This window comes from Burkholderia diffusa (genome assembly GCF_001718315.1).
GTDB lineage: Bacteria > Pseudomonadota > Gammaproteobacteria > Burkholderiales > Burkholderiaceae > Burkholderia > Burkholderia diffusa_B.
On the sequence record NZ_CP013362.1, the window covers coordinates 333,231 to 346,710 of the forward strand.

13 protein-coding genes are annotated in these 13,480 nt (G+C 67.2%); 11 read left to right on the plus strand and 2 right to left on the minus strand.

What is annotated here, in order from left to right:
* The first annotated feature begins 1 nt into the window (after nt 1).
* The 3 genes from ccsB to msrQ all read left to right on the plus strand — a co-directional run bounded on the left by ccsB (nt 2) and on the right by msrQ (nt 3,055).
* Nucleotides 2-1,192, plus strand: coding sequence for a c-type cytochrome biogenesis protein CcsB (gene ccsB, locus WI26_RS01530; protein WP_059593687.1), 1,191 nt, complete (start codon nt 2-4; stop codon nt 1,190-1,192).
* A gap of 157 nt (nt 1,193-1,349) precedes the next feature.
* Complete coding sequence (gene msrP, locus WI26_RS01535; RefSeq protein ID WP_069225043.1) at nt 1,350-2,345, plus strand: protein-methionine-sulfoxide reductase catalytic subunit MsrP; 996 nt, start codon at nt 1,350-1,352, stop codon at nt 2,343-2,345.
* 20 nt (nt 2,346-2,365) lie between these two features.
* A complete protein-coding gene (gene msrQ / locus WI26_RS01540; RefSeq protein WP_069226328.1) occupies nt 2,366-3,055 on the plus strand; it encodes a protein-methionine-sulfoxide reductase heme-binding subunit MsrQ in 690 nt (229 codons plus the stop codon).
* Nucleotides 3,056-3,141: 86 nt separating this feature from the next.
* Here msrQ and lptM read toward each other — a convergent pair whose 3' ends face one another.
* Complete coding sequence (lptM, locus tag WI26_RS01545) at nt 3,142-3,423, minus strand: LPS translocon maturation chaperone LptM (RefSeq protein WP_059467834.1); 282 nt, start codon at nt 3,421-3,423, stop codon at nt 3,142-3,144.
* A gap of 36 nt (nt 3,424-3,459) precedes the next feature.
* Here lptM and cyaY point away from each other — a divergent pair, with 36 nt between their 5' ends.
* Nucleotides 3,460-3,786, plus strand: coding sequence for an iron donor protein CyaY (gene cyaY, locus WI26_RS01550; RefSeq protein WP_059467835.1), 327 nt, complete (start codon nt 3,460-3,462; stop codon nt 3,784-3,786).
* Nucleotides 3,787-3,883: 97 nt separating this feature from the next.
* On the opposite strand, the gene WI26_RS01555 is transcribed toward cyaY, so the two are convergent.
* Complete coding sequence (locus tag WI26_RS01555) at nt 3,884-6,271, minus strand: penicillin-binding protein 1A (protein ID WP_081334206.1); 2,388 nt, start codon at nt 6,269-6,271, stop codon at nt 3,884-3,886.
* Nucleotides 6,272-6,495: 224 nt separating this feature from the next.
* Here WI26_RS01555 and WI26_RS01560 point away from each other — a divergent pair, with 224 nt between their 5' ends.
* From WI26_RS01560 to WI26_RS01590, 7 genes are read left to right on the plus strand one after another with little or no spacing between them, the layout of a single operon-like run.
* Nucleotides 6,496-7,419, plus strand: a complete 924-nt coding sequence (locus WI26_RS01560) for a competence protein ComA (RefSeq protein ID WP_069225045.1) — start codon at nt 6,496-6,498, stop codon at nt 7,417-7,419.
* On the plus strand, nt 7,416-8,051 hold the full coding sequence (locus WI26_RS01565) for a fimbrial protein (protein WP_069225046.1): 636 nt from the start codon (nt 7,416-7,418) through the stop codon (nt 8,049-8,051). The genes WI26_RS01560 and WI26_RS01565 overlap by 4 nt, the downstream gene beginning before the upstream one ends.
* Complete coding sequence (locus WI26_RS01570) at nt 8,048-8,917, plus strand: pilus assembly protein (protein WP_069225047.1); 870 nt, start codon at nt 8,048-8,050, stop codon at nt 8,915-8,917. The genes WI26_RS01565 and WI26_RS01570 overlap by 4 nt, the downstream gene beginning before the upstream one ends.
* Nucleotides 8,914-10,557, plus strand: a complete 1,644-nt coding sequence (locus WI26_RS01575) for a type IV pilus secretin PilQ (RefSeq protein WP_069225048.1) — start codon at nt 8,914-8,916, stop codon at nt 10,555-10,557. Before WI26_RS01570 ends, WI26_RS01575 begins: the two co-directional genes overlap by 4 nt.
* Before the next feature lie 40 nt (nt 10,558-10,597).
* Nucleotides 10,598-11,152, plus strand: a complete 555-nt coding sequence (locus WI26_RS01580) for a shikimate kinase (protein ID WP_059467841.1) — start codon at nt 10,598-10,600, stop codon at nt 11,150-11,152.
* Nucleotides 11,149-12,228, plus strand: a complete 1,080-nt coding sequence (aroB, locus tag WI26_RS01585; RefSeq protein WP_059467842.1) for a 3-dehydroquinate synthase — start codon at nt 11,149-11,151, stop codon at nt 12,226-12,228. The genes WI26_RS01580 and aroB overlap by 4 nt, the downstream gene beginning before the upstream one ends.
* 41 nt (nt 12,229-12,269) lie before the next feature.
* Complete coding sequence (locus WI26_RS01590) at nt 12,270-13,478, plus strand: deoxyguanosinetriphosphate triphosphohydrolase (protein ID WP_059467843.1); 1,209 nt, start codon at nt 12,270-12,272, stop codon at nt 13,476-13,478.
* Nucleotides 13,479-13,480 lie beyond the last annotated feature (2 nt).

Here is a 13,480-nt window from a genome sequence, read left to right on the forward strand (position 1 = left end):
CATGGATCTCACTCAAGTCTCCTCTTCCCGCTCGGGGCCAGTCCAGGCGCCGAATCCGGCGCCGTTGTTCGACGACCGTCCGTTCCTCGCGCGCCTGTCGATCATCGACTGGCTGTTCGCTCTGGCACTCGTGGTCGGCGCGGGCTATGCGTTCGTGCATTACAACGAACACATGAATTACTACGACAAGGCGGTGATGATCGGCACGGTGCCGGCGCTTGTCGCACTCGGCTGGCGCTGGAAGCCCGCGCGGCTGATGATGGCGTCGATCGCGGTGCTGTCGCTGCTGTCGATCCAGATCTACCAGGGCGATCTCGCGCGCGCCGATTCGGCGTTCTTCCTCAAGTACTTCCTGTCGAGCCAGTCCGCGATCCTGTGGATGAGCGCGCTGTTCGTGCTCGCGACGATCTTTTACTGGATCGGCCTGCTCGCACGCTCGGAGTCGGGCTCCGCGATCGGCCAGAAACTGACGTGGGTCGCGGTGCTGATGGGCTTCACCGGCCTGATGGTGCGCTGGTACGAGTCCTACCTGATCGGTGCGGACGTCGGGCATATCCCGGTGTCGAATCTGTATGAAGTATTCGTGCTGTTCAGCCTGATTACCGCGCTGCTCTACCTGTATTACGAAGGCCACTACGGCACGCGCTCGCTCGGCGCGTTCGTGCTGCTGGTCATCAGCGCGGCCGTCGGCTTCCTGATGTGGTATTCGGTCGCGCGCGACGCGCAACAGATCCAGCCGCTCGTGCCGGCGCTGCAGAGCTGGTGGATGAAGATCCACGTGCCGGCGAACTTCATCGGCTACGGCAGCTTCGCGCTGTCGGCGATGGTGTCGGTCGCGTACCTGATGAAGGAGCGCGGCGTGCTCGCCGATCGCCTGCCGACGCTCGAGGTGCTCGACGACGTGATGTACAAGTCGATCGCAGTCGGCTTCGCGTTCTTCACGATCGCGACGATCCTCGGCGCACTGTGGGCGGCCGAAGCATGGGGCGGCTACTGGAGCTGGGACCCGAAGGAAACCTGGGCGCTGATCGTGTGGCTCAATTACGCGGCCTGGCTGCACATGCGCTTGATGAAGGGCCTGCGCGGTGCGGTCGCCGCATGGTGGGCGCTCACGGGCCTGCTGGTGACGACGTTCGCGTTCCTCGGCGTCAACATGTTCCTGTCCGGGCTGCACAGCTACGGCAAGCTGTAAGATTTCCGACATTGGCCCGACAAAAGACCGCCGGCGCACTGCGTGCCCGGCGGTTTTCTTTTGTAACGGGCGGACGGTCCGGCGTCGAACGGCGCCGGGCAGGGCGGGTCGAACGCTCATGAAGCGTGCGCGCCGCGCATGCAGGAGGAGCAGCACGATGTGGATCAAACACTCTTTGCGCACCGTACTGACAGGCGGTGATATCGCGCAGAGCCAGATTACGCCGCGCGCGGTGTTCGAGAACCGGCGGCGCGTATTGCAGGCCGCCGGCCTGGCGGCGGCGGGCGGATTGCTCGGCGGCAGCGGCGCGGCGTTCGCGGCCTATGCGTCGCCGGACGCGCGGGCCGCGAAGCTCGCGGCGAAAACCAACCCGAAGTTCGTCGCGGCCGACAAGGTGACGCCGTTCAAGGACATCACGTCCTACAACAACTTCTACGAATTCGGCACCGACAAGAGCGACCCGGCCCAGAACGCGGGCACGCTGCGGCCGCGCCCGTGGCGCGTAAGCGTCGAAGGCGAGGTGCTGCACCCGAAGGTATTCGATCTCGATGAACTGCTGAAGCTCGCACCGCTCGAGGAGCGCGTGTACCGGCTGCGTTGCGTCGAAGGATGGTCGATGGTGATTCCGTGGATCGGGGTGCCGCTGTCCGAGCTGATCAAGCGCGTGCAGCCGACCGGCAACGCGAAATACGTGCAGTTCATCACGCTGGCCGATCCGTCGCAGATGCCGGGACTGTCGACGCCGGTGCTCGACTGGCCGTACTCGGAAGGACTGCGGATGGACGAGGCGATGAACCCGCTGACGCTGCTCACGATGGGCGTGTACGGCCAGGTGCTGCCGAACCAGAACGGCGCGCCGGTGCGGATCGTCGTGCCGTGGAAGTACGGCTTCAAGAGTGCGAAGTCGCTTGTGAAGATCCGCTTCGTCGACAAGCAGCCGAAGACCAGCTGGAACACGTATGCATCGAATGAATATGGTTTCTATTCGAACGTGAACCCGAACGTCGATCACCCGCGGTGGAGCCAGGCGACCGAGCGACGGATCGGGGAGGACGGCTTCTTCACGCCGAAGCGCAAGACGCTGATGTTCAACGGTTACGGCGATCTCGTCGCGTCGATGTATCAGGGCATGGACCTGAAAAAGAACTTTTGAGCGCGCCGGTGAGAAACGACATCACTCCTTCGACGCTGACGCCCACGCGCGCGTCCGGCATGCGCGCGGCTGCCGCCGGTGTTTCCGCGTCCGGCGCGGCGCGTACCGCTTCGTCGCGCTGGCTTGCCCCCGCCAAGGTGCTGGTTTTCGCGGCCGGCCTCTATCCGCTCGCGCGCCTGGTGCTGTTCGGGCTGACCGACCGGCTCGGCGCGAACCCGATCGAGTTCATCACGCGTTCGACGGGCCTCTGGACGCTGGTGATGCTCTGCATCACGCTCGCCGTCACGCCGCTTCGGCGCGTGACGGGCGTTCCCGCGTTGCTGCGCTTTCGCCGGATGATCGGTCTGTTCGCGTTCTTTTACGCGACGCTGCATTTCACGACGTATCTGTGGTTCGACAAGTGGTTCGACGTGCTCGCGATCCTGAAGGACGTCGGCAAGCGTCCGTTCATCACGGTCGGCTTCGCCGCGTTCGTGCTGCTGATTCCGCTCGCCGCGACGTCGCCGCGCGCGATGGTGCGCCGGCTCGGCCGTCACTGGGCGACGCTGCATCGCGCAATCTATGCGATTGCGCTGTTCGGCGTGCTGCATTTCTGGTGGATGAGGGCCGGCAAGCACAATCTCGCGCAGCCGAAGCTCTACGCGACGATCGTCGCGGTGCTGCTCGGCTGGCGGCTGCTTGAATGGAGTCGGCGACGCATCCGTGCATGACGATGCGGGCCTGAAAAAAACAAAAGGCGATGACGGGAAGTCATCGCCTTTGTAGCGACCGAAACCGCGTGAGCGGCGGTGTGCGATTACTGCGCGATAGCCGGGCCGGATGCGGGCGTCGCGGCCCTCGACGCATCGCTCGACAGTTCCGGCGACAGCGTGAGCGGTGTGCCGGAAGAATCGGGAATGCTCTCGGACGACGCGTTTTCATCGGTCGGCGTGACGTCCGACGGCGGCGTGTCCTGCTGCTGGATGGGCTTTGCCGGCAACGGCGGCACGGTGGGCAGATAGAGCGGGCCGCGTTGGCCGCAGCCGGCAAGTATCGCCAAAGCCGCTACAATCGCGCTCATCCGGAAAACGACTCGCATGATCGTCCCTGAACAATTTAACCGATAGAGTTTAGCATGTCCGATACTGAATACCTGGCCCGTGCCGAGGCCGTGCTGGCGGCCGTCGAGCGTACCGTGGATGCCGCGAACGATGGCGATCACGACATCGATCTGGAGCGCAACGGTAGCGTGCTGACGCTGACATTCGAGAACGGCTCGAAGATCATCATCAATCTCCAGCCGCCGATGAAGGAGCTGTGGATCGCCGCGAAGGCGGGCGGATTCCATTACCGCTTCGTGGACGGCGAATGGCGCGATACGCGCACCGGCACCGAGTTCTTCTCGGCGCTCACCGACTACGCGACCCAGCAAGCCGGCCTGCCGATCACGTTCGGCGCGTAACGTCGGGCGCACGCCCCGCCGGACCCCGATACGCCCGATCGAAGCACAAGAAAAAAGCGCCCTGGCGGGCGCTTTTTTCATGCTCGGGCCGTTCGTGTCAGTGGCCGCGGAACAGGTTCATGATGTCCTGCTTCTCCTGCTCGTCGACGTGCGGCACGGGTTCGTCGGTGTTCTGCACCGCCGGCGCCTGCGGCACGCCGACCGTCGACACGAAGCCGTGACCCGGCGTGAACTCGGTGAAGTACAGCTCGCTGCCGAGCGCCTGGACGTCGTCCGGCATCGTCGGCTTGAACTCCGGCACGCCCTTCAGCGCCGCGCCCATGTAGTCGATCCAGACCGGCAGCGACAGGCCGCCGCCGGTTTCGCGATCGCCGAGGCTGCGCGGGTTGTCGTAGCCGATCCACGCGATCGCCGCGAGCGTGTGCTGGTAGCCGGCGAACCATGCGTCGTGCGAATCGTTCGTCGTACCGGTCTTGCCCGCGAGGTCGGTGCGCTTCAGCACGTTGGTGCGCGCGCCCGTGCCGCGCTGCGCGACGCTCTGCAGCAGGCTGTTCATCACGTACGCATTGCGCGCGTCGATTGCGCGCGGCGCATTCTGCTCGGCGATGAGCGGTTGCGCACGGGCGACGATCGCGCCATTCGGATCGGTCACTTCGGCGATCAGGTACGGATTCACGCGGAAGCCGCCGTTCGCGAACACCGAGTACGCGCCAGCCATCTGCAGCGGCGTGACCTGGCCCGCGCCGAGCGCCATCGGCAGGTAGGCCGGATGACGCTCGGCGTCGAAGCCGAAGCGCGTGATGTACTGCTGCGCGTACTTCGTGCCGATGTGGTTCAGGATGCGGATCGACACGAGGTTGCGCGAGCGCTGCAGCGCGGTGCGCATCGACATCGGGCCTTCGAAGCCGCCGCCGTAGTTCTTCGGCTCCCACGGCTGGCCGCCGGTTTCCGCGGCGCTGAAATACAGCGGGCCGTCGTTGATCACCGTGGCTGGCCCGAGGCCCTTGTCGAGCGACGCCGAATAGATGAACGGCTTGAACGACGAACCCGGTTGCCGCCACGCCTGCGTGACGTGGTTGAACTTGTTCTTGTTGTAGTCGAAGCCGCCGACAAGCGAACGGATCGCGCCGTCCTGCGGGACGATCGAGATGAACGCGCCTTCGACTTGCGGCAACTGCGTGATCGCCCACTTGCCTGCATCGTTCTTCACGACCCGGACGATCGCGCCCGGACGGATGCGCCGATTCGGCTGCGCGCTGGCCGAGAGCGCGCCCGACGCGAAGCGCAGGTTGTCGCCTTCGATCGTTGCGCTGCTGCCGTCGATGAAGGCGACGGTGATCTGGCGCGGGGTGGCGGCGGTGACGACCGCCGCAACCAGTTCGCCATTGTCGGGGTGCTCGAGCAGCGCATCGTCGATCGCCTGCTCGCGGTCGTCGGCGCCGGCCGGCAGCTCGATGAAGCCTTCCGGCCCGCGATAGCCGTGGCGGCGCTCGTAATCCATGATGCCCTTGCGCAGCGCGGTGTACGCGACCTGCTGGTCGGCGGAGTCGATCGTCGTGATGACGTTGAAGCCGCGCGTGTAGGTTTCCTCGCGGTACTGCGCGTACATCATCTGCCGGACCATTTCCGCGACGTACTCGGCGTGCACGCTGAACTCGCGGCCCGCGCCCTTGACGACGAGCGGCTGCGCGACGGCTGCGTCGTACTGCTCGCGCGTGATGAAGTTCAGCTCGAGCATCCGCTGCAGGATGTATTCCTGGCGTACCTTCGCGCGCTTCGGATTGACGACCGGGTTATATGCGGACGGCGCCTTCGGCAGCCCCGCGAGCATCGCCGCTTCCGCGAGCGTGATGTCCTTCAGATCCTTCCCGAAATAGACCCGCGCGGCGCTTGCGAAGCCGTACGCGCGCTGGCCGAGATAGATCTGATTCATGTAGACCTCGAGAATCTGATCCTTCGTCAGCGCGCGCTCGATCCGGTAAGCAAGCAGCATCTCGTAGATCTTGCGCGTGTAGGTCTTCTCGCTCGACAGGAAGAAGTTTCGCGCGACCTGCATCGTGATCGTGCTCGCGCCCTGCGACGCGTGGCCGTTCGTCAGCGCGACGAAGCCGGCGCGCGCGATGCCGGTCAGGTCGACGCCGCCGTGATCGTAGAAGCGCGCGTCCTCGATCGCGAGGATCGCTTTCTTGAGCGAGTCGGGCACGTCCTTGAAATGGACAATGTCGCGGCGTTCCTCGCCGAATTCGCCGATCAGCACGTGATCCGACGTGTAGATCCGCAGCGGTACCTTCGGACGATAGTCGGTCAGCGCGTCGAGCGACGGCATGTTCGGCCACGCAACGACGAGCGCGTAGCCGAGCACCAGACCGCCGGCCACGACGAGGGCCACGCACATCGCGGCCAGGCCGATCAGGACTTTCAGCCACCAGGACCGCTTCTTCGGCTCGGGCGCGGGAGGCGGGGACGTAGGAGACGTGGATTGCATAGGCATACCGGAAAACAGTCCCGCGATTATAGCTGCCCGGTAAGGCGGCCCTGACGCGGGGGCGTCCGCCGGAACGCGGCGAATCGCGGTGCCGCCAGTATGGCGTCCGCGGGCCCGTTTCGAATCACGACTGGCCGTTCGGCCGACTGTCGGGCGCACGCGCCGCTTTGCAGAATCAGGCCTCGGTAACGCGGCGTGGGCCGCGACGATCGCGGGAGGCTGGGATGGCAGGACGATGGGCGGCGCGGTTCGCGCCAGGCAGGCACCGTTCGACGGGCATCGACGTCGGGGCGGACGAGGTGAGGGTAGCCGTGCTGAGCCGGCGCGGCCGGATCGCGGATGTGCGGGTCGAAGGACTCGAGCGGGAGCCGGTCGGACTGGCCGACGGGCCGGAGGACGCGCGCTGGGCTGCTGTCGCACGTGCGTTGGCGGCGGCCGTGTCGCGGCTGGCTGGGGCGGGCGTGCGCTGTGACGCGCGCGGCGTGATGGCGCTGCGCGATGACGAGATGCGGACCGCGACGCTCGATCTGGCCGGGCGCGACGACATCGCGGACGCTGCCCGACAGGCTGCCGAACGGATCTCGGGGCTGGCGCCCGACCACTTCGCGTTCGACTGGCGACAGGACGACGATGCGTGCCAGGGTGAAATTTCAGTCGCCGTGGCCCCGCAGGCATTGCTCGAGCGGCGGATCGACGTGGCCGCGCAGGCCGGCATCGATCTGACGGCCGTCGACGGCGAGTCAGCTGCCGCACTGCGCGCGTTGCGCTATGCCGCGCAGTTCGAGCCGGACGCGCATGGCCCGTATGCCGCGCTCTGGTTCAGCGACACAGGCGTGCGCGGCTGGCGGATCGACGGTACGATCGCCGCGCCGGTGCTCGCGGTGTCCGGCGACGTGCGTGCGGCGTTGCCTGACGCGTTGCGCCAGTGCGTATTCGAGCCGGTGCGCTGCGTGCTCGTAGCCGGCGACGAGCGCTGTATCGCTCGCTGCGGCACGTCGGCCGCCGATATCGGCGATGCCCTCGGGGTGGCAGTGATGCCGTTCGATTGCACCGGATGGGATGGGCTGCGTGGTGTACCCGTTGGCGCACCGGGTGGTCCGGCGTTTGCCCTCGCGATCGGGCTGGCGCTGCGCGGGGTGTGGGAATGACGGCCGATATGAGTTTCGGGCGCGCTGTCGCTGGCCATGTCACGCTCGGCGGCTTCAATTTGTTGCCGTACCGTGAGCGGCTGACGCGGGCGCTGCGGCGGCGCCGTGCCACGCAATGCGGGGTGGCGATCGTGCTCGGCGCATTGGGGGCCTGCGTGTGGACAGGGGCGGCGGCAGCGTGGCGATGGCGCGTGGATGCCGAACGCACGCGAGTGGAGGCGCAGCTGCGGCAATTGCAGCCGCAGGTCGATGCCGCACGGCGCGCCGCCGGCGCGGCCGCCGATCTCGCACAGCGCGATGCGCGGGCAGTCGCCCTTGCCGGGCCTTACCGGCGAGTTGGCGGGCTGCTCGCGACGCTGGCGCAGGTGCGCGACGACACTGTCCGGCTCGACGCATTGCGTACGACATCGTCGGGTGCCGAGCTCGACGCACGCGCGACGAGTTACCGGACGGCAGCGCGGTGGCTCGCGCGGATCGCGGCCGAACAGCGCGACTGGCGATTCGACATCGGTGCGCTGACACCGGCTTCGGCCACATCGGTCGAGGGTTCGGCCGTGCCGTTCCGTTTTTCCGTGCAGGTGCGCTGGCACGACGCGCCGCCGCGACAGAAGGCAGCGGGAGGCGGCGCATGACCGCGATCGTGCATCAATCCATGCCTGACGGTGCTGAGTGGCTCGGCCGCGTGACGCGAATGTCGCCGGCCGCAATGCACGCCGTTGGCTGTGTGCTGGCATTCGCGTTCGTGATGGCGGGCGGCATTCATCTGACAAACGCCGTCGATGGAAGCGGACTCGCACGCAGTCGGGCGTTGCTGGCAACGGCGCAGATACGGGCCGCCGATGCGCAACGGCTGCTCGCGACCGCCGCGCCGCAGCGCGATATGGGCCCGGCTGCCGGGCGCAACGCCAGCTCGCGGCCTGCGCCGGGGTGGCCGGCGTTGATGCTGGAGCTGGCTGACTTGGTCCGAGGAAGCGGACTGAGGGTTGTGTCGATCGAACCACGGCGCACTGACGATGCAGTGCCGGATGGCCGGCGCACGGTGCGGATCGTCGCCGATGGCGGTTTTCCGGCGCTGCTGCGCCTGATGGGCGGGCTGGCGAGTTTTCCCGCGCTGGTGGTGCCGTCGGGGCTGCATATCGAGCGGAAAGCGCCCGCGTCGCGGGTGGAGATGACGATCGACGTGTTTCCAGCGCTGTCGGGGGCATGGGTTCCCGATGGCGCGGAGGCGGTGCTTGCCGGTACGCCGAGCGACGATCCATTCGGCGACGCCGGATCGCCGACGGTGGCCGATGACATGACGCCGCGCCTGGCCGGCACCATTCGTGACGGACGCACCGGGCTCGCGCTGTTCGACGCTGGCGACGGCGCATTCGCTACCGTCGCGCCGGGCGAAGTGTTCGGGTTGTCGCGTGTGGTGAGCATCGATGCCGGTGCCGTGACAGTCGCGACGGCCGGAGGCGCTCGCCGGTTTGTCGTGGACGACGGAGGCCGCTCATGACGAAGTACGGATGGTGGGTGATCGCATTCTGGGTCGGATCGAGCATGGCCGCCGTGAACGCCGCGCTACCGCCTTTACCGCCGGCCGGCGGGCCGATCGGATCGATACGGGCATATTCCCAGCACACGCCGCTGCCGCAGGGTGCGCCCGACGGAATGGACGGCGCGGACGATGACGCGCCGGCGCACGACGGTCCACTGCCGTTCGACCAGGCGGCGCGCGCAGCGCTTCAGGCAAACACTGCGGCACCGCTGCCCCGGCTGGAAGGGCCGCCGATCCCCTTGCCTCCCCCGACGCGCATGAGCGACGCCTCGGCGCGGCGCCCAGGCGATGTGGACGACGCGCGGCGAATCTCGCTGAATCTGCAAGGCGTCGGGCTCGCAGCCGCATTCGACGCGCTCGCGCGATTCACCGGGCTGAACGTCATCGTCGGCGAGCAAGTGCGCGGTACCGTGACATTACGTCTGAACAATGTGCGCTGGCGCGATGCATTCGATACGTTGCTCGACACACATGGGCTGGCGATGTCCCGGCGCGGCAACGTGATCTGGGTCACTCCGGCGGTCGAACTCGCGGCGCGTGAGCGCGAGCGCTTCGAAACGCATGCACGCGCGGCCGAGCTGGAGCCGCTCGCGAGCCGAACCTTCGCGCTGCATTATCCGCGCGCGCAGGACGTGCAGCGGCTGCTGGCGGGGGCGACCGGCCAGCGCCTGCTGTCGAAACGCGGCGCTGCGGCGGCCGATCCGCGCATGAACTTGTTGTTCGTCACCGATCTGGCGCCGCGCATCGAACAGATCGCGGGTCTGATCGACGCGATCGACCGGCCGTCGCGACAAGTCCGGATCGAGGCGCGCATTGTCGAGGGCGAACAGGGCTTCTCGCGCAACCTCGGCGCACGCGTCGCGCTGCGCGCCCAGGGGCGGGCGCCCGTCGCGGACGGGGCGGCGTCCGCAACGGACACGCGCAACGCGCTGGATCTGGCCGCGCGGCCGCTTGGCGGCTTCGAGGCGGCGACGGCCGGCTTCACGTTGTTCGCCGCGCCGCTCAGCCGCGTGCTCGACGTCGAATTGAGCGCGCTCGAGGCGCAGGGGCGGGGCCAGATCGTTTCCAGCCCGCGCGTGGTGACGGCCGACCGCGTGAAGGCGATCGTCGAACAGGGTTCGGAGCTGCCTTACCAGGCGAAAGTCGGCAACGGCGTGAGCGGCGTGCAGTTCCGCCGTGCGACGCTGAAGCTCGAGGTCGAGCCGCAGATCACGCCCGACGGGCGCGTCGTGCTCGACCTGGATGTGACGAAGGACAGCATCGGCGAGCCAACGGCCGCCGGCCCGGCGATTCATACCAAGCACGTCCAGACGCGCGTCGAGGTCGAGGACGGCGGAACGGTCGCGATCGGCGGGATTTACGAGCAGTTGAACCGGGACGATGTGACGCGGGTGCCGCTCTTGGGCAAAATACCGGTTCTGGGCGCGCTTTTCCGGCACCGCGCGCGGCGCGACCAGCGTAACGAACTGGTCGTCTTCATCACGCCGACGGTCGTCGGCGCGCGTTGTGAAACGGCCGGCGCGGGCGACTCGGATGCGGGAAAAACGGGGCCGGAAGCCGGTGGTGCAGGCTCGACAAGGCAGCCGCTTTGCCAGTAAGCTGCGCCACACACCAGCAAGATTCAAGCAGAGGAAGCCGTTGCAAGCGCGGGACCCACACGCAAACGTATTTTTCGTCGGCCTTATGGGAGCGGGTAAGACCACCGTGGGCCGTGCGGTCGCGCGCCGGCTCGACAGGACGTTCTTCGACTCCGACCACGAAATCGAGGCCCGCACGGGTGCGCGCATTCCGGTGATCTTCGAGATGGAGGGCGAGGCCGGGTTTCGCGACCGCGAATCGCAGGTGATCGCGGATCTGACGCAGCGCGAGAACATCGTGCTCGCGACGGGCGGCGGTGCGGTGCTGCGTCCCGAAAATCGCGATTGCCTGAAGGGCCACGGCATCGTCATCTATCTGCGCGCCAATCCGCACGATCTGTGGTTGCGCACGCGCAAGGACAAGAACCGCCCGCTGTTGCAGACCGACGATCCGAAGGCGCGTCTCGAAGCGCTCTACGAAGTACGCGACCCGCTGTACCGCGAATGCGCGGACTTCATCATCGAGACCGGCCGTCCGTCGGTCAACGGCCTCGTCAACATGGTGCTGATGCAACTCGAACTGGCAGGCGTCGTCGCCAAGCCGCTACAAGCATGATTACCGTCAACGTCGATCTGGGCGACCGCGCCTACCCGATTCACATTGGTGCCGGCCTGATCGGCCGCACCGAGCTGTTCGCTCCTCACATCACCGGCTCGTCGATCACGATCGTCACGAACACGACGGTCGATCCGCTGTACGGCGACGCGCTGCGAGCAGCGCTCGCGCCGCTCGGCAAGCGCGTCTCGACGGTCGTGCTGCCGGACGGCGAGGCCTACAAGAACTGGGAAACGCTGAACCTGATCTTCGACGGTCTGCTGACCGAGCGCGCCGACCGCAAGACGACGCTCGTCGCACTTGGCGGCGGCGTGATCGGCGACATGACCGGCTTTGCCGCCGCATGCTACATGCGCGGCGTGCCGTTCATCCAGGTGCCGACGACGCTGCTGTCGCAGGTCGATTCGTCGGTCGGCGGCAAGACGGGCATCAACCACCCGCTCGGCAAGAACATGATCGGTGCGTTTTACCAGCCGCAGGCCGTGATCGCCGATATCGGCGCGCTGACCACGCTGCCCGATCGCGAGCTGGCGGCCGGCGTGGCGGAGGTCATCAAGACGGGCGCGATCGCCGATGCGGCATTCTTCGACTGGATCGAGGCGAACGTCGATGCGCTGAACCGCCGCGAGCCGGCCGCGCTTGCGCATGCGGTGAAGCGCTCGTGCGAGATCAAGGCGAGCGTGGTCGCGGCCGACGAACGCGAAGGCGGTCTGCGCGCGATCCTGAATTTCGGCCATACGTTCGGTCATGCGATCGAGGCCGGGCTCGGTTACGGCGAGTGGCTGCACGGCGAGGCGGTCGGCTGCGGGATGGTGATGGCGGCCGACCTGTCGGTGCGGCTCGGCCTCTTCGACGAAGCGTCGCGGCAGCGGCTCGACGCGGTGATCGCCGCCGCGCATCTGCCGGTGCGCGGGCCGGCGCTCGGCGATGCGCGCTACATGGACCTGATGCGCGTCGACAAGAAGGCGGAAGCCGGTGCGATCAAGTTCATCCTGCTGAAGCGATTCGGCGATACGCTGATCACCCAGGCGCCCGACGAAGCCGTGTTCGCCACGCTGGCGCAGACAACCCGGTAACGGCGCCCCGGATGGCCCGGCGCCCCTGACATGGAGGAGACGTGAGCGAGACATCCAGCAGCAAACCGACCGAAGCCGGTCGCGCATCCGTCGCGGCGCTGGCCGAGCCGCCGACGCTGGCGGCGCTGGAAGCCCATCTCGCTCCGTATGCCGCCCACGCGTCGCAGTCGCGCGGCCGTCGCCATCAGGAAACACCGCCGGCGGCGCGCACCGAATTCCAGCGCGATCGCGACCGTATCGTTCATTCGACCGCATTCCGCCGGCTCGAATACAAGACGCAGGTCTTCGTCAATCACGAAGGCGACCTGTTCCGCACCCGCCTCACCCACAGCCTCGAGGTCGCGCAGATCGCCCGCTCGGTCGCGCGCAACCTGCGGCTCAACGAGGATCTCGTCGAAGCGATCTCGCTCGCGCACGATCTCGGGCACACGCCGTTCGGCCATGCCGGGCAGGACGCGCTGAATGCGTGCATGCGCGAGCACGGCGGCTTCGAGCACAACCTGCAGAGCCTGGCCGTGGTTGACGAGCTCGAGGAGCATTACGGCGCGTTCAACGGCCTGAACCTGTGCTTCGAGACGCGCGAAGGCATCCTGAAGCACTGTTCGCGCGAGAACGCACGCAAGCTCGGCGCGCTCGGCGAGCGCTTCCTGCAGGGCCGTCAGCCATCGCTGGAAGCGCAGCTGGCGAACATCGCGGACGAAATCGCGTACAACAACCACGACGTCGACGACGGCTTGCGCTCCGGCCTGATCACGATCGAGCAGCTCGCCGAAGTCGAGCTGTGGCAGCGCCACTACGACGCCGCGCTCGCCGAATTCCCGCATCTGGAAGGCCGCCGCCTCGTGCACGAGACGGTGCGCCGCATCATCAATACGCTGATCGTCGACCTGATCGACGAGACCACGCGCAATCTCGCGCGCGTCGCGCCCGCGTCGCTCGACGACGTGCGCGCCGCGCCGCAGCTCGTCGCGCACAGCGAGGCGGTCGCCGCGCAGGCGGCCGCCCTCAAGCGGTTCCTGTTCAAGAACCTGTATCGGCACTACAAGGTGATGCGCATGGCGAACAAGGCCCAGCGCGTCGTCACCGGGCTGTTCGACGCGTTCATCGACGATCCGCGGTTGCTGCCGCCGCCGTACCAGTCGGACGACGACGCGCAGCAGCCGCGCCTCGTCGCGCACTACATCGCCGGCATGACCGACCGCTTTGCGCTGAAGGAATATCAGCGCCTGTTCGTTGTCAACGACAACTGACT

Bases quoted from the DNA above. Each gene is read 5' to 3' on its own strand.
- ccsB (WP_059593687.1), top strand. From the start codon at position 2: ATGGATCTCACTCAAGTCTCCTCTTCCCGCTCGGGGCCAGTCCAGGCG.
- aroB (WP_059467842.1), top strand. From the start codon at position 11,149: ATGATTACCGTCAACGTCGATCTGGGCGACCGCGCCTACCCGATTCAC.
- msrP (WP_069225043.1), top strand. From the start codon at position 1,350: ATGTGGATCAAACACTCTTTGCGCACCGTACTGACAGGCGGTGATATC.
- WI26_RS01560 (WP_069225045.1), top strand. From the start codon at position 6,496: ATGGCAGGACGATGGGCGGCGCGGTTCGCGCCAGGCAGGCACCGTTCG.
- WI26_RS01570 (WP_069225047.1), top strand. From the start codon at position 8,048: ATGACCGCGATCGTGCATCAATCCATGCCTGACGGTGCTGAGTGGCTC.
- cyaY (WP_059467835.1), top strand. From the start codon at position 3,460: ATGTCCGATACTGAATACCTGGCCCGTGCCGAGGCCGTGCTGGCGGCC.
- WI26_RS01555 (WP_081334206.1), bottom strand. From the start codon at position 6,271: ATGCAATCCACGTCTCCTACGTCCCCGCCTCCCGCGCCCGAGCCGAAG.
- WI26_RS01575 (WP_069225048.1), top strand. From the start codon at position 8,914: ATGACGAAGTACGGATGGTGGGTGATCGCATTCTGGGTCGGATCGAGC.
- WI26_RS01565 (WP_069225046.1), top strand. From the start codon at position 7,416: ATGACGGCCGATATGAGTTTCGGGCGCGCTGTCGCTGGCCATGTCACG.
- lptM (WP_059467834.1), bottom strand. From the start codon at position 3,423: ATGCGAGTCGTTTTCCGGATGAGCGCGATTGTAGCGGCTTTGGCGATA.